Here is an 18,828-nt window from a genome sequence, read left to right as displayed (position 1 = left end):
TGGTGGTAATGAGCAAGGGAATTTTGCTGAACACAACTTTATAGAACTGTGACCTATTTTTGATCATTTTGTGATGTTTTTTTGGGATTTAATTCAGGTCTGATGATCGACCGAGAGTTGCAGAATCTCCCATTCATTACATACCCGCAAGCCAATCGCAGCAAGCAAGCTCCGCGCAAAAAGAGAGGGGTCTGATATGAGCAAAATTTGTATATATGATTCAGATTACATCTTCAAAGTTTTTGTTCTATACCTGATAGTAACTTATAGAATTTATGTTCTAAATACCTCAAATGGTACGGACCAATTATGCGTGGGGTGAGCGTCCCCTGAGCTCCCTAAAATGTCAGTCTCCCTTGCTAGCCTTGAAGACAGTAACCTCTAGGAGCCCCATGTTCTTCATCGATGCAGATTCCGCACCGTCGCCGCTAGCGTCTGGCCTTGAACCCCTTGGTAAATCGCTGGTCTACTCAGCCTCTGACCTGGTGCTCTCAGCCCAGTGCCAATTTGCCGCCCTCTATGCTCTTGACCAGGCGTTAGGCAGGGTGCCCCGCTTAGAGCGCATTGAAGACCCTCAGCTTCGCAGAGCTGCGGCCCTGGGAGAAGCGCATGAGCAACGTATCCTACAAAACTTTAGAGACACCTACGGCAGCTGGAGCCCTGCAACGGGGCAGGGGGTATATGAGGTGAATCCGCCTCAGGCTTACACCCGGCAGGCCCTTGAAGAGAAGCGGGTAGAGACCCTCGAAGCTCTGCATGCAGGAGCCGATGTTGTCTTCCAGGCCAGCTTCTTTGACGGTTCCTTTCACGGGCGTGCCGACTTCCTTGTAAAGCAGTCCGACGGGAGCTACCGGGTGGTTGACACTAAGCTGGCACGTACAGCCCGCGTCCCTGCTCTACTTCAGGTCGCTGCCTATGCCGACCAGCTCCACCGCGAGAGCATCCCCTGTGACCCTTACGTCTCGCTCATTTTGGGTAACAATATTGAGTCCCTGCACGAGCTTGCTACCCTCGCACCGGTCTTCGAGCAGAAGCGCCAACGCCTCGTAGAGCTCCTCACCGCCCATCGGGAGCCGGGGGCTGCCCCGGTGAGCTGGTTTGTAGAAGCCGATAGCCCAGAGATTACCCGGTGCGGGCGCTGCGACACCTGCCAGGTGATGGTGCGAGAGCATCGCGACATGCTGCTGACTGCCGGCATGACATCGCGGTCGCGGCAAGCTATTTACGAGCGCTGTGGTGTGCAAAGTATCGACGAGCTAGCTTCCTTAGCGGGCCAGCCCCAGCTCCCTGGGCTGGTGCGCCGCTATGCGGAGCAGGCAGCCCTACAGACCGGTGTGTCGGAGCCTGACGGGGCAGTGGTGGTTGAGAAAGAGGGGCAGGAATATACTGTCTCTTACAAGCTCCTGCCCCGGCACTCTTTACGTATGCTTCCGCGGGCGAGCGCGGGCGACCTTTTTATGAGTCTTCGGTCTGACCCGCTCTGGCGCGATGGGAAGGCAGCTCACCCTTCTCTTGCCTGGGGTTTAACCTATCTCGTGGGTGCTGTGCACCTGGCTGATCAGCCCAGCGAGGAGCCCCTCTTTAGCCAGTTTTGGGCGTCTGACCGGGCGGCGGAGGGGCGGCTGTTAGCCGATTTTCTCGGTATGCTGCACCATCAGCGTCAGCTGAACCCTGGCTTGCGGGTCTATTACTTTGGGGCGTCTGTTGTGGCTGCTCTTCAGCAGTTGGCGTCGGTGCACGGGGTTGGCGAAGCTTATCTCACCGATATGCAGCGGGAGGGTGTTTTTGTCGATCTTTCTGAGGTGCTGCGCCGGTCGATGCGTTTGAGCGAGGGCACCCGGGCACTGACCGCTATTGAGCCCCTCTACGCTCAGGGGCTTGAGCCTGACCTTGATATTCCGGTGACGGCCTTTGCTGATGTAGCCGAGGCAGAGAAGGAAGGGCGTGCTGAGCAGGCCGAAGCTATGCGCTCTGCACTTGCTCGTAGTCTGTATCGCACGGGTCTGTCTCTGTCTCAGTTGCGTGCCTGGTTGCTGGGGTTGGCGGGCCGGTCGGTCGATGATGAGCTGGTGCAGCCCGCTCCCCTGGCCGATCTGAATGAGCTGCTGGTGCAGGCGGGTAGGGCTGAAGACGAGACGGATACTGAGCGGGTTCTACGCCGGTTTGTTGAGGCTCTGGACGCCGGTGGCGAGTTGGAGCCGCAGAAGCAGGCTGTTGCTATGGTGGCTACGGCGACGGGCTACCATCGTCGCGAGCGCCGTCAGTTCTGGTGGGATCATTTCAATCGGCTTATGGCTCCCCGTGAGGATTGGGAGGACGCCCGCGATGTGGTTTTGCTGGGGCGATTGCAGGTGGTTGCCGATTGGCACCGTCCGGAGCGGGCACGATCCACGGTGCGTTTGCTGAGCGGGGTGGCGAGGGTCGCTCCGGGCTCGTCGGTGAAGGTGGGCGATAGCAACCTCTTTGCCATGTATGCTCGCCCTTTTCCGCCCTTTTTGGAGCGGGAGGCTCGGCAGCAGGCTTTAACCTATGCGGCTCTGCATGAGGGGGTACTGCCGGTGGAGGCCGAGCGGGCCGGCGCCTTTAATACCGAGATTGTGGAGCTGGAAGAGATTCCGGAGCATGAAGCGGGTCAGCCCAATCTGGTACGGATTACGGTACGGGAGAGTTTGAAGACCTCAGACGGTGAGCCAGCTGAGCCTTACTCGCATCTGCCGATGGCGCTCACTCCCGGGCAGCCTATTCCGACGCAGGCCCAGGAGCAGGCTCTACTTGAATTGGCGGCGCGTACCGCCCGGGTGCTACCTGAGTTACCGGCGTCGGCGGGTACCGATGTGATTCGTCGTGTTCCGCCGCGGCTGGTCGGGGGCGGTGTTTTGCCGCGTCCGCAGGATTTTGTAGAGACGCACGGTTCTCTTGCGACGGTGCAGGCTATTTATCAGGCGGTGAGCCAGCTCGATCGGTCGTATGTGGCGGTGCAGGGCCCTCCGGGGTCGGGTAAGACTTTCGTGGGTTCTCATGTGATTGGCCGTCTTGTGGCTGCGGGCTGGAAGGTGGGTATTGTGGCCCAGTCTCATGCGGTAGTTGAGAACATGCTGCTGGGCTGTATCAGTAATGGCCGCGTAGACCCTGACCAGATCGCTAAGGGGGCGGGCAAGAGCCAGACCCCGAATTTCCCCTGGCGCGAGGTTCGCAACCCCGATGTTTCCAGGTTCATGGATGAACCCGGTGGCCGTATTTTTGGCGGCACGGCCTGGGATTTTGCCTCTGACCGCAAGTTCCGGTTTGAGGGGCTTGATCTTCTGGTGATTGACGAGGCGGGTCAGTATTCCTTAGCCAATACACTGGCGGTGGCCCGTTCGGCCAAGAACCTGCTGCTCCTGGGCGACCCGGCCCAGCTACCCCAGGTCACGCAGGGCACCCACCCCTACCCGGTGGACGAGTCTGCCCTGGGCTGGCTTTCAGTGGGCCGTACGGTGCTGCCTGAAGAGTTTGGCTATTTTCTCGATGTCACCTGGCGTATGCACCCGGCCCTGTGCGCCCCGGTCTCGGCCCTATCGTATGAGGGGCGGCTGGCGTCCGCCCCCTCGGGCACCGAGAGGCACCTGGAGGGGTGGGAGCCCGGGGTCTACCTGCGCACGATAGAACACCGGGGTAACTCAACGGCTTCAGTCGAAGAGGCTGATGAGATTGTGGCTTTGGCCCGCGGCTTCCTGGGGCGCCTGTGGACTCCCCACCTGGCTGCCCCCGAGCAGGCAGCGCCCCTAGCACCCTCAGACATTATTGTGGTGGCAGCCTATAACGCCCAGGTTGATACGATTCGGGCGGCTCTGCTGGAGGCGGGGCTAGCGGACTCCGACGGCGGGGGTGTGCGCGTCGGTACGGTTGATAAGTTCCAGGGGCAGGAGGCTCCGGTGGTGCTGGTATCAATGGCTGCCTCGAGTGCCGGTGATAGCCCCCGCGGAACCGATTTTCTGCTCTCGCCCAACCGGTTGAATGTTGCCCTGTCCCGCGGCATGTGGGCGGCGGTGGTGGTGTGTTCAACCCGGTTTACCGACTTTCTGCCCACCAGCCCCGAGGCGCTAGCCCTGCTAGGTGCCTTTATCCGCCTTGAGCGGGCAGCCCTGCCCTTCCCCGATGAGGGGGAGGCGGGCGTCCGTCCCGATACCCCCACCGTTAGGAGTTAGCATGCCCCTCTCCCCCACCCACCGTAAGCGCTCCCCCTATCTCTTTCACTTTGATGGGCAGACCGTGGCCCTGGGCGAGCCCCGCTACTTGCAGCGTATCGACGAGCGTCTTCGCGAGCAGGGGTACGCCACCAGGCCCACCTACTGGGATCAGGCCTACCTAGCTGATTTGGCTGCGTCAAGCCCCGAGGATGCCGAGCACGGCCAGTTTGCGGCGCCGAGCGACCCGGCCCAGCTCAACAGCGTGGGGGTTTCGTGTAGCAGTAGCGAGTTCTGGTCTGCCATGTATGCCCGCAGTTTTGACGCTACGCCCTGGGGCGGGGAGGGAGACACCCTCTATATGCCCCAGCTACCCGACTGGCTAGAGCGCACCCGGGCCTGGACGCTTGACCCTCTAGCCCCGCAGGACGGCCCCGGCGACTTAGACCCGGCAGGGGGCTGGGTGCGGGTGCGGGATCAGTCCGGTGCGGGCGCACCCCTGGGGCTCTTCCAGCTCACGAGCCCCGATTATTTCTGGGTCTTTGGGTCGGCTCCCGACCTCAAACAGGTGGTGCACCTGTGCCGGGAGTTGGGGCGCGATTTATCCGGCTTCGACTCTGCCACCGCCTATCTGGGCTATGACCTGACCTGCAGTAGCGTCCGGCTGCCGATTGAGTGCGCCCAGCCGCTACAGGAGCAGCTCTTCCTTGCCGGGGTGGACGCCGAAACCCTGCTCTGGAGTGAGGGCTAGTTTTCTGCCCGGTGACTCTAGGGCATACTGAGAAGCATGTTTGTACTGACCTTCATTGCCCGCTCATCCCAGGGTTCGGTGCAGGAGCACCTCGCCGACCTGGAGAACCGTCTCGAGCAGCTGGCCCCCGCCGTTGCTTTTACCCGCACCTACCCCGATGAGGTGCAGGGGGCGTTTGATAATGCCCAGGACGCCCTGGCCGCCGCCCTGCTCGGGGCACGGTTTGCCCGGTTTTGGGTGGGTATCGGCGCCGGTGAGCTGGTGCGGCCGCGCTTCGCGGCGGCCCTGGGTGCGGTTTCTACCCCGGAGTGTTCGGGCTCTGCCTTGAGCCTGTCCCGGTCGGCGGTGGAGCAGGCCCGGACCGGTGCGCCACCGCGCGGTATCTGTGTACACGCTGAAGGGCAGGGCGTCCGGGCCGACCAGGTAACCGGCCTATTGCGCCTGCTCTACCGGGTGGCGTCCGCCCGTACCGAAGCCGAGTGGCGGGTGCTTGACCTGCTCGTGCCCGGTGTGCGCGGGCAGCAAAAGGCGGTAGCCCAGGCTCTGGGAATTACCTCCCAGGCGGTGAGCAAGACCCTGGTGCGGTCCTACTGGCATGAGGAGCTGGCTTCTCGCGAGCTCATCGCCGAGCTGCTTGAGGGCTTAGAGGGGCAGGAGCAATAGGCCGGGTACCGGCAAACTGTCAGTGCAAGAGGAGTGAAATCACCAGAATCACGGGCATGGCGCCCAGGGTGCTGAGCAGCACGATATCACGGGAGAGCGTGGTGGCTACGTTGTACCGCACCGCGTAGTTATACATGTTCTGGGCGCTGGGCAGGGCAGCAAGAATGGTGGCCGCGAAGATATCGCTCTCGCTGAGGTGGAAGATGTAGCGGGCCAGCAGGTAGGCAACCAGCGGCATTAGAAGGTTCTTAAAGCTGGCGGCAAGCACGGTTTCAAGGCGCTGGCCGGGGGTATCAAGCACCTTGGAGCCCCGAAGTGACATGCCGAAAGCTGCCAGGATCAGCGGTACGCCCGCGCCGCCCAAGATGCGGAAGGGCTCCATTACCACGTCGGGAACCTGCAGGTTGAACACGTTGACCAGCAGGCCCAGGGCTGAACCGATAATCAGCGGGTTTTTGATGGGCTGGGTGGCAACGGCTTTCATGGAAACCGAGCCGTGGGAGATAGCATCCAGGATTGAAAGCACGATGGGGGCGGCGATCAGGAGCTGGAAGAGCAGGATAGGGGCTACCTGGGCGGCGTCGCCCACGATGTAGGTTGCTACGGGCAGACCCATATTGTTGGCGTTGATATAGCCGCTGGCGGCGGCACCCACGGTGACGGTGCCGGCGTCCTTTTTGAGCAGGAACCTGGCGATGACGGCAAACAGCAGGGCGACCGTAGCGAAGCTCAAGATAGCCACGGGAAGGCGGCCGGAGAAGATAACGTGCAGGTCAGCCCCGGCCATGGTCACGAACATGAGCGGGGGCAGGGCTACGAAGAAGGCAAAACGGTTGAGGGAGAGCCCAGAGTTGGGCGGTAGAATGTCGAGGCGGGCGACCAGGTAGCCTACGCCCACCACTACCGCGATGATGGTAAAGCCTTCGAGGACTGCGAGCATGCTGGGCTTCTTTCTGCCGTCGAGCCGTTAGGGCTTGAGCTGGCAGGCGGTGGAGCGGTTGGTGGAGATTTGCAGGTAGACTCGCTCAGCCAGGGGGCGCAGCAGGGGGTTCTTCAGGGCGGACGCCGCCACCCGCGCGGGCGCGTACCGGCTGGTGGAAAGGGCTAGGGCGATGGCGAGCGCCCCGTAGGCCACCTGCCCGGTGGGGGTGATGAAGGGGATTTGGCGCATGAAGCGTTCGAGGTCGACGCCGTACCCTTGTAGGCGGTCGTAGTGCCCGGCCTGCACCCGGGCGTCTAGGCCCAGGTGGGTGAGTACTCGGGCGGCTTTTTGGCAGATGCCGCAGTCGGGGTCATAGAGTAGGACGCCGGTGGCGGGCAGGGAGTTGCTCACGGTGGGCCTTTCGGTGTGCTGGGACAGTAAACCAAGTACGAATGTGACTCTTGTTCCCGAGCGGGCGTTGTTTTAACGTACTTTCGGGAATATCAGTCGCATTCGAATCTGCTGAATTTTAGAGCAGGTCCCGCAGGATCGGCACCGTACCGTCCTCGTAGACCGAACCGGTGACATCCGTAGCCAGCTCCGCCACCTCGGGCAGGGCCTGGCCCATGGCAACGCCGCGGGCTGCCCAGTGGATCATTTCCTTGTCGTTCAGGCCGTCACCGATGGCGATGGTGTGGCGGGGGTCTACGCGTAGCTTGCGGCGGATTTGTTCCAGGGCGGTCGCCTTCGACACCCCGTGCGCAGCCACATCGAGCCAGGCGCTCCAGCCCACCGCGTAGTTCACCCCATGCAGGCCCGAATCGTAGATAGCACGCTTGAAATCATCAGGGGTGTCTGTGGGTGAGCAGACCACCACGCGCACAGCCGACTTCATCGCGGCCATCTCGGTGCGGGTGGTCTTCACAGTGTTGACGCCGAAGGACCAGTCCTCAAAGTTATCGGTGGCATAGACCGTTCCGTCGGGTGCTTCCAGGGCCAAGGACGCGTGCGGCAGCTTGGCCTTGAGCAGGGTGATGGCGTTGGAGGGGTCGAAGCTGACCTTGTCGATGATGCGGTAGCCAGCTTCTAGGGAGGGGTCGATGCTGAGGGTAACCGCGCCGTTGGAGCTCACCGCGTAGCCGCGCGTCAGCCCAATCATCTCAACGATGGGCAGGGTGGCGCCCAGGGAGCGTCCGGTGGAAATGACCACGTGGTGGCCCGCGTCCACAACATCCTGGGCTGCTTTTTTGACAGCCTCGCTCATGGCCCCGTCGTGGTTGACCAAGGTGCCATCAACGTCGATAGCAACCAGGTACTTGGCACCTTCTTCTTTCTGCCAGGTGGAGCGGCGCAGCGGCAGGGTCTGCATGTCTTTGATCTCTGAAATCATCGGTGTCTCTTTTCTCTCGTGTAGACCAGACTATACAAAAGCCGGGTTAAGGCAAGGTGAGCGCCGCGTGAAGCCTAGCGGTTAGGACGCCGCCCGCCGGGCACCTGCTCAATGCGCCTTGTGCAGATGTGGCGCTGCCCGCCAAATGTGGCAGTGCCGCCGCCACATTTGGGGATTAGTGCAACATGTTGCACCCACGAACAGGCTCGATAGCTTTGAATTGTCCCTAGACTAAGGCCTCTTGCTAAGAGCCCGTGGAATAAATGCTTGCCCCGCTAGCCAGGACGCCGCGACTGGATTAAGCGCATTGAGCAGACGTACTGCGCACCGGTGATAGTGCTGAAGTTCCCTGACATCGAGTAGAGGCTCAAGGTGCGAAGCTCGATTTCGCGCATATCGCAGATGCTGAGCCCAGTAATACACAACGTTGCGGTGCTTAGAAAAATATTTTGAAAGTTCCGTCTCCCAGATAGCTACTCGAATATTGTTACTTCCTGCATCGGGGTGCGGAAGTAGGCTAGTCCAGGTTCCAAAGGTCAGCCCCGCTACATAGTCATCGTGAGTGGGGTACGGCTTAGTGTTTTTATTATTAATGTCTTTCATCGAGGACCGACTTTTATCTTTGAGCGAGACTCGTCGAGCAGGGGCCACGATGTTTCTAATGCGTGGAGCTGGGTCTTCAATCCACTCTTGGCTGTAAGGCCCCTCTCGGCCAGGTTCAGCAGTGTAATCCTGTGCCGCGTTCCATGACTTTAGGGCCAAATCAACCGTGTTTCTTAGGTGCACTTCCACCATCGCGGTTGTTGATAAAACGGCAGCGGATGATTCAAGATTCCATAGATAAAGGGCTAGTGCTCTGCTACGGTCTCCCTGCGCCTGAGTGAGGTAGGTAGAGAGTCTGGCCGAACCTATTTGTGCAGCGATAATATTTTCAGTTGATTCCTTCATTGGCGTCTTTGCCTCCGGCAGGTCTTGCTGTTGATTTGAGCTCTATGGGATAATGGTAGGCATAAAACGGTTTAAAACCCGTATGCATTGAGGGCTACTGCTTAGTCATAAGCGGTAGCCCTTTTATTTATGTCCGTGTTATGACGCCCTCCGTGCTCGCGCAACCGCCAGCAGGCCGTGGTGCGGGGCGAAGAGGTAGGCCAGGCCGAAGAGGACGCCGAGGGCCAGCACCACGGTGCCGCCGGCTGAGACGTCGAGCAGGTAGCCCATGAAGAAGCCGGCAAGGGCAGCGGTCAGGGAGACCCCTGCCGAGATGAGCAGCATGGTGGTGAAGCGGTCGGTGAGCAGGCGGGCGGTTGCCCCCGGTATCACCAGCAGGGCTACAACCAGCACAACGCCCACAATCTGAAGAGCCAGCACAGAGGTCAGTGCCAGGGCAACCAGCAGTAGCCCTGAAAGCAGTTTGGGGCTGAGCCCGATGGCGTGAGTGTAGCCGGGGTCGAAGGCGTAGAGCACCAGGTCACGGCGCTTAATAAGCAGCACAGCAACAACTAGTACGGCCAGCAGGCCTATCTGCCAGACGTCCGCCCACGATACGCCCAGCACGTTGCCGAAGATGACCGAGTGCAAATCAACCTGGGAGGGGAAGGCCGAAAGGAGCACCAGCCCCAGGGCAAACATGACGGTGAAGACGATGCCGATGGCGGCGTCCTCGCGCACGCGCCCGCGGGCGGCAACCGACCCGATGAGGGCGACGGCCACCAGGGCGGCAATCAGGGCGCCCAGGGCGAAGGGGGCACCCAGAATGTAGGCCAGGGCCACGCCGGGAAGCACGGCATGGGAGATGCCGTCGCCCATGAGAGACCAGCCCATGAGCACCAGCCAGCAGGAGAGCAGGGCGCATACCAGGGCCGCCAGCACGGTCACCAGCAGGCCGCGCTGCATGAAGCCGTAGGTGAGCGGTTCGATGAAGAGTTCATACATTAGTTCTCCCCTGTCAGCGGGTTCATTCCGAAGGCTCGCACGATGTTTTCGGGGGCCAGCACGGTGGCGGGGTCGCCGGTGAGTAGCACTTCGTTGCGGAGCAGGACGGCAGTGTCGGCCAGGTCTGCCAGGTTGGCCAGGTCGTGGGTTGAGATGAGTATGCCAGCGCCGTCGGCGCGCAGCTCTTTGAAGAGGCTCACGAGCATGGCTTCGCTCTTTTTATCGACGCCGGCGAAGGGTTCGTCGAGCAGGAGCAGGCGGGCTCCCTGGGCTAGGCCACGGGCAACGAAGGCGCGTTTGCGCTGGCCGCCAGAAAGGTTGCCAATTTGCCGGTGGGCCAGGTCGGTGAGCCCGACCCGCTCCAGGGCGGTATCGACGGCGGCCCGGTCGGTGGCACCCAGGCGGCGGGTGATGCCCAGTCGGCTGTAGCGCCCCTGGCTGACCACGTCGCGCACCGAGACCGGGAAGGTGAAGTCGATGTCCTCGCTCTGGGGTACGTAGCTGACCAGGCCCTGTCTACGAGCCTCGCGCGGGGCGAGCCCGTCAATCCGGACGCTGCCCGATGCTGGCACCACGCCCATAATGGCCTTGAAGAGGGTGGACTTGCCAGAGCCGTTCATGCCGACCAGCCCGCAGATGTTCCCGGGGGCAACGTGCAGGGACGCCCGGTTCAGGGCGCGTACGGCCCCGGAGCCGGGTGCCCCGTAGGTGACAGTTACATCGGTGAGCTGGAGCAGCGGTGGTGCAGTCATAGAACCTCAGTTTAGGGCGGTTATTGGCTGAGGGCCTCAGCCATGAGGCGGGTATCGTAGCGGATTAAATCGAGATAGGTGGGCACGGGGCCGTCGGCGTCAGACAGGGAATCGACGTAGAGGGCTCCGGCGTAGGTTGCGCCGGTGTCGGTGGCGATTTGTTCCATGGTGCGGGTGGGCACGGTGGATTCGCAGAAGACAGCGGGCACGGCGCTGCCCGCTACCCGGTCGGAGAGTTCCATCATGCGGCGGGCACCGGTTTCGCCGTCGGAGTTCACTGCCCAAAGGTAGGCTTCATCGAGACCGGCGTCGGCGGCCAGGTAGGAGAAGGCGCCCTCGCAGGTCACCAGAAGCCGCTGGTGTTGGGGGAGATTACTGATGGCGGAGATGAGTTCTTGGTGTACCTGGCTGAGTTCCTGCTTGTAGGCTTCGGCATTGGCCCGGTAGCTGTCGGCGTGGGCCGGGTCGAGGTCGGCCAGGGCCGCCGCGATGTTATCGGCGTAGGTTTTGGCGGCGACCGGGCTCATCCAGGCGTGGGGGTTGGGGTAGCCCTCCCCCTCCCCTTCGGCGATGCCGAGGGGTGTAATTCCTTCGGTGACGGTGACAGCCGGGGCGTCGGCGTCCTGCAAAAATTGCTCAAGCCAGGCTTCGAGGTTGAGGCCGTTGGCGAGAATCAGGTCGGCGTCCGCTGCCTTGCGCACATCCGATGGGGTGGGCTCGTAGCCGTGGATTTCAGCCCCGGCTTTGGTGAGAGATTCAACCTCAACGTGCTCGCCGCCGATGGCGCTAGCCATGTCTGCGAGCACGGTGAAGGTGACAAGCACCCGGGGCTTTCCCTGGGTTGCGGTTTGCACGGACGCCTGCCCGGCGGCGTCCTGCCCGGCGGCGTCCTGCTCGGTAGCACCCGGGGCGCAGGCGGAAAGGACGCCTGCCACCAGCACCAGCATGCTGGCCAGTAGGGCGCGGGTACGGTTGGGCATGGGAGCTCCCTTCCTCGGTCACGCTTAAAAGCAGAAGGTACCATCTACGTCGGTTATACCCACAAACGAGGTGGTCTTTTCCGAAGTAGATGGTACCTTACGGGGTTAGGCCGCTACGGGGATAACCTCAAGGCCGCCCATGTAGGGGCGCAGGGCCTCGGGGATACGCACGGAGCCGTCTGCCTGCTGGTGGGTTTCAAGGATTGCAACCAGCCAGCGAGTGGTCGCCAGGGTACCGTTCAGGGTGGCAACGGTGCGGGTGCCGCCCTTCTTGGTCTTGCCGTCTGCGGTGACGGTGTCGGGCATGCGCTCACGCACGTTCAGACGGCGGGCCTGGTAGGTGGTGCAGTTGGAGGTTGAGGTCAGTTCGCGGAAGGCGCCCTGGGTGGGTACCCAGGCTTCACAGTCGAACTTGCGGGCGGCGGACGAGCCCAGGTCGCCCGCAGCGGTATCGATGACGCGGTAGGAGAGCTCGCACTTGGCCAGCATTTCTTCTTCCCAGGCCAGCATCTTGGCGTGCATGTCTTCTGCCTGCTCGACGGGGCAGTAGACGAACATTTCGGCCTTGTTGAACTGGTGCACGCGGATGATGCCGCGGGTGTCCTTACCTGCGGAGCCGGCTTCGCGGCGGTAGCAGGAGGACCAGCCCAGGTACTTCTTCGGGCCCTTCTCGAAGTCGATGATTTCGTCGGCGTGGTAGCCAGCGATAGCGACCTCGGAGGTGCCCACCAGGTAGAGGTCGTCGCGCTCGAGGCGGTAGATTTCGTCGTCGTGTTCGACGTTGAAGCCGGTGCCGTTCATGGTTTCGGGGCGCACCAGGGTGGGGGTGGTGAGCATGGTGAAGCCGTTGGCGGTGGCCTGGTCGAGGGCCATCCACATGAGGGCCTGTTCCAGGCGGGCTACATGGCCCTTGAGGAAGTAGAAGCGGGAGCCTGAGACCTTAGCGCCGCGCACCATGTCGATGCCGTCAACCAGCTCACCGATTTCAAGGTGGTCGCGGGGTTCAAAGCCGTCTGCTTCGAAGTTGCGGGGTTCACCGACGTGCTTGACGACCACGTAGTCGTCCTCGCCACCGGCAGGAATGCCGTCAATAATCAGGTTGCCTACGCCGGCGACCAGTTCTTCCTGGCGGGCGGCAGCGGCGTCGGCGGCAGCCTTGGCTTCTGAGACCTTCTGGGAGAGTTCCTTAACCTCAGCGAGCAGAGCCTGCTTTTCTTCCTTGGCGGCCTTGCCGATCTTCTTGGAGAAGACGTTCTGTTCGGCGCGTAGCTTCTCGAAGTCGTTGATGGAGGTGCGGCGGGTGGCGTCCGCTTCGAGAATCTGGTCGATGACGGTTTCGTCAGCGCCGCGAGCGCGCTGGGAGGCGCGGAAGGCGTCGGGGTTTTCACGCAGGAGGTTAATGTCAATCATGCCTCTAAATTTACCGTAGTTGCCGCTGCGATGTCAGGCGTGCGGACGCCGGGCGGTGGCACACGGTTTTCTTCAGTATGCTGGTGATATGGTTTCGCGTTCGACTCTCGGTGTATCCCTTACTGCTGCTTCTGCTCTAGCCCTGGGCGGAGTGGCTCTTTCTGTGCGGAGGGGCAGGCGGGAACGTCCTGATCTTTTCCCTGTCTACCGGCCCCTGCACCGTATGTTAGAGCCGGGTGATCCGAAGCAGGTTGCGGTGGTGTATAACCCCACCAAGGATCGGGCTGATTCGGTGATTCGCATGATTACAGCCGAGCTGGGCCTGGCTGATTGGCCTCGGGCTAGGTTCTATGAGACTGAGGCTAACGACCCCGGCTTTGGTATGGCCCAGCAGGCTGCGGCGGACGGGGCTGAGATTGTGCTGGCTGTCGGTGGTGACGGCACCGTACGCGCTGTAGCGGACGGTCTGGCGGGCACCACTGCCACCTTAGGCATTGTGCCCTTGGGCACGGGCAACCTACTGGCCCGCAACCTCGACATGGACGTCAATGACCTGCACGCCTGCATCAATATTGCCTTGCATGGGCAGAGCCGCACCATCGACATGATTCGCATGGAGATGCAGGGCGAGAAGGAGCTTCCACCGGTCAATTTTGTGGTCATGGGCGGGGCAGGTTTTGACGCCCAGATTATGACCGACACCCGAGAGGATTTGAAAGCCCGTATCGGCTGGTTGGCCTATGTTGAGGCTAGCACCCGGCACATGTTCACCCGCCGCCGCCCAGCGGTGATTACGGTGAATAACGGTGCGCCCGTTCGCCGCAAGATTCGGGCTGTGTTGGTTGCCAATACCGGCAAGATTCAGGGTGGGGTGAATCTTGCACAGACAGCTCAGCTCTCCGATGGGCAGCTTGAGGTGATTGTGCTGACCCCGCGCAACCTGGGTAGCTGGGTGCGCATGGCGGCTCAGTTTATTCTGCGCCCCACCCGGGTGCGCCACCCGGTTGTCGAGCACTTTGTGGGTACGGACGTCCGCGTCTACTTCCCCAATACCAGCTTGCCCGTTGAGGTGGACGGGGACGTTCTGGGTGAGGTGAGCGATTTTCATGCCCAGGTGCTCCCCGCCGCGATGAAGGTGCAAGTTTACCCTGATGACATGCAGATTCGTTCGCTCAGTGATTTTGTGAATGCCCGTGATGAGCTGGTAGAGCAGCAGCGCCTCTGGTGGCAGCGGCTACTGAGGCTCTAAAGGCTCTCGGCAGAGTCTGGAAACTCAGCTCATAGGGGGGGGTGACGCAGGCTCACGCTCGCTGCTGACCCTCTTGATCCTCGCGCTGGGGCGCTCGGATCAATTCACGCCAGCCCCGAGCCAGCAGCTTCGCTGTGAGCCTGCGTCATCCCCTAAGCCGGAAAGCTCCCGGTGGCAACGCAAAAGGTTTTATAGAATGTAAGGCAATCGTTCAGCCCACCTTCACTCTTGTGAAGTGCGGGCTGGATTTCTATACATTTCATTGACCTTAAAAGCCTTAGATATTGTGCTTAAGTTCCTCGGGGCGTCCGCCGGGGAAGAGGGTTTCGACCCAGTTGCGGGCGGCGGTGAAAGAAGCCTCGTCGTGTATGGGGTCTACCGCGGCTAGGCGCTTGTCGGCGCGGGGATAGGACCCCAGGTAGAGCACGCCGGGTGAGACTCGGTGGATGCCGCGCAGGGCATCGCGCACGCGGGCGTCGTAGAGGTGGCCATCAATATCGATGGAGAAGAAGTAGGCCCCCAGAAATTCGCCGGTGGGTCGGGACTCAATGCGGGAGAGATTGATTCCCCTGGTTGAGAACTGTTCGAGCAGGTCAAGCAGGGCGCCGGGGCGGTCCTGAGGCAGCGGGATGACCAGGGTGGTTTTGTCTGCGCCAGTGGGTGCGGGGGTTTCGGCATCGCGGGCAACCAGCACGAAACGGGTCACGGCGTTCTTGTTATCACCAATGTTGTGGGCCAGCACCTGCAGCTCGGGGTGAGCCTGGGCCACAGCGGGCGAGCAGATAGCGGCCTCGTAGCCGGGGTTCTCATTCAGCAGCCCCAGGGCAGCGCCCGCAGTGGACGAGCCCGGTAGGTAATTCACGCTGGGCTTGTTCTCAGCCACCCAGGAGCGCACCTGCGCCCAGGCGTGGGTATGCGTTGAAATGGTTTTGACGTTCTCTAGAGTGGTGCCGGGGCGGGCAACCAGCACGAAGGTGATGGGTACCAGCACTTCGCGGACGATACGCAGGGACCCATCGAGGGCTGCGATGGCGTCGAGGGTTGCGGTCACACCACCTTCAACAGAGTTTTCGATGGGCACCATGGCGGCATCGGCGGTGCCGTCGCGCAGGGCATCGAGGGCTGCGGGGACGGACGTTGCGGGTATGCGTTCGGCGTCGGGGGCACCGGGCACGGTGAGGAGGGCTGCTTCGGTGAAGGTTCCGGACGGGCCGAGGTAGGTGTAGCGCATGGGGTCTAGTTTAGCGGGTGGACGCGGCACCCCGGCTTCTTGCCGGAGGGTCAGTGGAGGTTTGCACCGGGGACTGCCCATATAGCGGGACCAGAAGATTGAAAGAGGTGAAACAGGCTTACGCTCGCTGCCGACCCTCTCACCCGGTTCGCTTCGCTCACGAGGTGATTCACGCCAGCCCCGAGCCAGCAGCTTCGCTGTAAGCCTGTTTCACCTCAGTTTTTTTGAATCACTCTCCCTAAAGGAACTCAGATTCATTGAGTAACTCAACCATGAGGGAACCCTTTATCCAATAATCCAGATTGTAGAAAGCATGTCCATTAATGACTAACGGTTTCTTCGATGAATCTCCGCTCGTGCCTTTGATAAAGATTTCATATTCTTTGGACTTAGGTAGGTTGTTCCCCATCTTTGGGAAACCGTTTTTGTTATAGATAACCGTTCCATCTTTTCGCAGAGCCAAGTGAGTGGTCATCTCCTGCTGAAGGTACATGCAACGCATTGTCTCCCAAACCTTCCGAGCAGATTCTTCAAACATGCCGTCTGAAAATTCAATAACCTTAACGCCCCTGAAGATATCTAGGCTTCTGTCCCTCCCCTGATGACGTTCAAAGACCCCGCATAAGAACCTGTGACTAAAAAGGTAATCAAAAAGTGTTGAATCTTCGAAAGCTGTATCGTCCTCAAATTCTGAGAATACGACCGGGGTAAGTTTAGAATCCTCCTTCTTATGACCGGTGTCCTTGATGGGTATTGCCTTAACGATGAAGCCAGCTTTAGCAAGCTCTTCGATAGAAGTAGCTTTAACGTAATCTCCAGTCAGCATGTATCCAAGTATGTAGTTAGTTGCCCCTTTGCTGATTCGGTCAGCAAGGGTAGAAGATTTAACTTCTTCCGCTTCTTTAGCGATATCCCCTAGCTTCATACCAACGTAAGGTGCTACAGACTTAGAAATCTGTTGGAGCAGATCTGAATAACCAGAAACCCCTGCCAATTTCTGCTGCGATGCTTTCGCGCTAAATATTTCCTTTGTCTTTACTTTGAAGTACGAGTTTTTTATAGCCAACCGGGCACGAGGAAATTTAGGAGCAACCTCTAAATACATCAGCCCACCAAGGGCAACGGATAGCTCTGCCCTCAGGGATCGACGTTCTTCGTCATCAGTTTGAGAGTCCTGAAGCTGTCTAATAACATACTGGCCACGCTCAGAGGCGAAAAAACCATGGACCTGTTCCCAATCTGACTTGATAATCTCTCTTTCTTCATCACTGAAGTGAAGATTTGAGTAGAGCAAGTACCGGAATTTTCTGTAGTCTTCAGTCGAGAGCGCACGGGTATCACCATACTGGTAGTACACCAGTAAGATATTCTGAATTTTCTCCCATAGGTGGGAGTCTAAGAAACTCTCTTGAACAACCCCAGAGTAACTCACATTAGTTATCGTAAGACGTTCCTTGGCATGGTACTCCGCATTCGCCCCTTCCCCACGTTTGTAGACCCCAGTTACCTTCAGCTCCGTTGGAGTCCCGTCAACTAAGAGGTCAGCTTTCTGGAGAGAATCTTTGGGGAGACCCAGGACAGATTGTTCGATGATATCGCCAGGAACCCCCTTGACCACACGGTCAGGACGGGTTTCCACATACCGATCAATAAGACGCTTGCTGTCAACTTCCCCCAGCGTCCTGCCCATAGCTACATCTAGGAGGGATTCCAAAGACTCCCTAGTGAACTCATTGGTCATTCTCTAAACTCTTTTCGCTCGACGAAAGCAGAAAGCAGAAAGCACCTAAATTATAGACGCTTATCACATAGAATTGATCAGAACACCTATTCTGATCTATACTCTTAAGACTTACAGTTCCAAGCGGGAGGTTCAACCGTGGCAGACCAGCCGATTCGCATCATCGAGCTCTTCGCGGGCGTCGGCGGCTTCCGCCTAGGCTTCGAAGGCTATAACAAAGACGGCTTCAGCCTACCTTCAGCTGGTAACTTTGAGACAGTCTGGGCCAACCAGTGGGAACCCCCAGGAACACCCACCAAACAGTTTGCTGCTCGCTGCTACGTTGCACGTTTTGGAGAAGAAAACTTCCTCAACGAAGACATCAACAAGGCCCTCGATATGGCTGAAAATGGTGAAATCACCATTCCAGAAGCAGATATGCTCGTTGGCGGCTTCCCCTGCCAGGACTACTCTGTCTCAAAACCCTTGTCTCAGTCACACGGCATTGAAGGCAAAAAGGGAGTGCTCTGGTGGGATATCTACCGTGCGCTAGACATGAAAAAGCCTCGTTACGTCGTCCTTGAAAATGTAGATCGCCTGCTCAAATCACCGTCAAAGCAACGGGGACGTGACTTCGCGATTATTCTTTCCTGCTTCTACTCGCTGGGGTATTCCGTTGAATGGCGAGTCATTAACGCGGCTGACTACGGCCACCCTCAGAAACGTAAACGCGTGTACATTTATGCAGAACTTACCGATATGACATGGGACTTGGAAGCTACCCTGCGTACCGAAGGAGTTTTTGCCGAAGCCTTCCCCATTACTCAGAGCCTAGCTCGCGAAGATAACTTCAGCATTAGTATTGACCCCTTTGAAGTAACTCAAAGCTTTGGTCTAGGTGCAAAAACTTCACGGTTCCAAGATGCCGGCGTAATGCAGCACGGTAAGATCTATACCGCGAAGCCAGAAGCTCTGTACACAGGCAAGTGTCTTACCCTCGGGGATATCGTGGTCGACGAGACCGAAGTACCAGACCAGTTCTTTATCGAACCTAGCAAAATCCAGGCCTGGGAATACCTAAAAGGTGGCAAAAAAGAAGAACGTATCAATAAAGCCAGTGGGTTCAAATATACCTACTCAGAAGGTAGCATGTCTTTCCCCGACCCCCTTGACCGCCCGGCACGTACCATTTTGACCGGCGAGGGCGGAGCTGGTGCCTCACGATTTAAACATGTTGTAAAGACAGAATCAGGCCGTCTACGCCGTCTTATTCCCGATGAACTAGACCAGATTCAGGGTTTTCCGAAGGGCTGGACCGATGCAGGCTTAACTGACGGGCATCGTGCTTTCTGCATGGGTAACGCATTGGTAGTGGGCATTCCCAACGCACTTGGGAAAGCTATCAATCGCCGCCACTACGGGCTAGAGCGCGAGAATGTGCCTCTCACCAATACGGCAGATGGTTCTTCCGACACCCTTTTCTAGCCAACACTCTAAATTGCTACAAGCGCTCCTCAGACCACCATATGAGGGGCGCTTTGCTCGTGATATTTTGAAGGGCCGCTAGATAGAGCAAGAGGACAAAGAGGGTTATTCATAAGGGGGTCAACACCCCCACCCCCCACCAACTAGACAACGGCCCCACCAGCGGCAAAAATAAAA

Annotated in this window: 15 protein-coding genes; 5 read left to right on the top strand and 10 right to left on the bottom strand. The window is 59.4% G+C overall.

What is annotated here, in order from left to right; genetic code table 11:
* Positions 1-392: 392 nt before the first annotated feature.
* Genes ACED88_RS08245 through ACED88_RS08235 form a run of 3 tightly spaced genes read left to right on the top strand, consistent with a single transcriptional unit; the run spans position 393 to position 5,580 of the window.
* The gene (locus tag ACED88_RS08245) at positions 393-4,187 is read left to right on the top strand and encodes an AAA domain-containing protein (protein WP_449109317.1); all 3,795 of its coding nucleotides are present in this window, start codon (positions 393-395) and stop codon (positions 4,185-4,187) included.
* A 1-nt stretch (position 4,188) separates the two neighbouring features.
* Complete coding sequence (locus ACED88_RS08240) at positions 4,189-4,917, top strand: hypothetical protein (protein ID WP_449109316.1); 729 nt, start codon at positions 4,189-4,191, stop codon at positions 4,915-4,917.
* A 36-nt stretch (positions 4,918-4,953) separates the two neighbouring features.
* The gene (locus ACED88_RS08235) at positions 4,954-5,580 is read left to right on the top strand and encodes a recombinase RecJ (RefSeq protein WP_449109315.1); all 627 of its coding nucleotides are present in this window, start codon (positions 4,954-4,956) and stop codon (positions 5,578-5,580) included.
* 19 nt (positions 5,581-5,599) lie between these two features.
* On the opposite strand, the gene ACED88_RS08230 is transcribed toward ACED88_RS08235, so the two are convergent.
* The 8 genes from ACED88_RS08230 to serS all read right to left on the bottom strand — a co-directional run bounded on the left by ACED88_RS08230 (position 5,600) and on the right by serS (position 12,966).
* A complete protein-coding gene (locus tag ACED88_RS08230) occupies positions 5,600-6,520 on the bottom strand; it encodes an AEC family transporter (protein ID WP_449109314.1) in 921 nt (306 codons plus the stop codon).
* Positions 6,521-6,547: 27 nt separating this feature from the next.
* Positions 6,548-6,913, bottom strand: coding sequence for a thiol-disulfide oxidoreductase DCC family protein (locus tag ACED88_RS08225; protein WP_449109313.1), 366 nt, complete (start codon positions 6,911-6,913; stop codon positions 6,548-6,550).
* A 118-nt stretch (positions 6,914-7,031) separates the two neighbouring features.
* Entirely contained in the window at positions 7,032-7,892 is an 861-nt protein-coding gene (locus ACED88_RS08220) for an HAD family hydrolase (protein ID WP_449109312.1), read from the bottom strand.
* Positions 7,893-8,123: 231 nt separating this feature from the next.
* On the bottom strand, positions 8,124-8,840 hold the full coding sequence (locus ACED88_RS08215) for a hypothetical protein (RefSeq protein WP_449107911.1): 717 nt from the start codon (positions 8,838-8,840) through the stop codon (positions 8,124-8,126).
* Between the two features lie 138 nt (positions 8,841-8,978).
* Positions 8,979-9,824: a metal ABC transporter permease gene (locus ACED88_RS08210; protein ID WP_449109311.1), complete on the bottom strand. Its 846-nt coding sequence runs from the start codon at positions 9,822-9,824 to the stop codon at positions 8,979-8,981.
* Positions 9,824-10,576, bottom strand: a complete 753-nt coding sequence (locus ACED88_RS08205; protein ID WP_449109310.1) for a metal ABC transporter ATP-binding protein — start codon at positions 10,574-10,576, stop codon at positions 9,824-9,826. Before ACED88_RS08205 ends, ACED88_RS08210 begins: the two co-directional genes overlap by 1 nt.
* Positions 10,577-10,596: 20 nt before the next feature.
* On the bottom strand, positions 10,597-11,556 hold the full coding sequence (locus ACED88_RS08200; RefSeq protein WP_449109309.1) for a metal ABC transporter substrate-binding protein: 960 nt from the start codon (positions 11,554-11,556) through the stop codon (positions 10,597-10,599).
* Between the two features lie 105 nt (positions 11,557-11,661).
* Positions 11,662-12,966 carry a serine--tRNA ligase gene (gene serS, locus ACED88_RS08195; RefSeq protein WP_449109308.1) on the bottom strand — a complete coding sequence of 435 codons (1,305 nt, stop codon included), beginning with the start codon at positions 12,964-12,966 and terminating at the stop codon, positions 11,662-11,664.
* Positions 12,967-13,054: 88 nt separating this feature from the next.
* Between serS and ACED88_RS08190 the strand changes: the two genes are divergently transcribed.
* Positions 13,055-14,215, top strand: coding sequence for a diacylglycerol/lipid kinase family protein (locus ACED88_RS08190; RefSeq protein WP_449109307.1), 1,161 nt, complete (start codon positions 13,055-13,057; stop codon positions 14,213-14,215).
* Between the two features lie 277 nt (positions 14,216-14,492).
* Here the strand turns inward: ACED88_RS08190 and pheA are convergent, their stop codons facing one another.
* Both pheA and ACED88_RS08180 read right to left on the bottom strand, forming a co-directional pair.
* Complete coding sequence (gene pheA / locus ACED88_RS08185) at positions 14,493-15,446, bottom strand: prephenate dehydratase (RefSeq protein ID WP_449109348.1); 954 nt, start codon at positions 15,444-15,446, stop codon at positions 14,493-14,495.
* Between the two features lie 238 nt (positions 15,447-15,684).
* Positions 15,685-17,187 carry a MutH/Sau3AI family endonuclease gene (locus ACED88_RS08180; protein ID WP_449109306.1) on the bottom strand — a complete coding sequence of 501 codons (1,503 nt, stop codon included), beginning with the start codon at positions 17,185-17,187 and terminating at the stop codon, positions 15,685-15,687.
* A gap of 138 nt (positions 17,188-17,325) precedes the next feature.
* Between ACED88_RS08180 and dcm the strand changes: the two genes are divergently transcribed.
* Entirely contained in the window at positions 17,326-18,651 is a 1,326-nt protein-coding gene (dcm, locus tag ACED88_RS08175; RefSeq protein WP_431464501.1) for a DNA (cytosine-5-)-methyltransferase, read from the top strand.
* Positions 18,652-18,828 lie beyond the last annotated feature (177 nt).

This window comes from Rothia sp. 11273D007AR (assembly GCF_053547255.1).
Note: the sequence above shows the minus strand (reverse complement) of the source record. Positions and strands in the feature narration are given on the sequence as shown.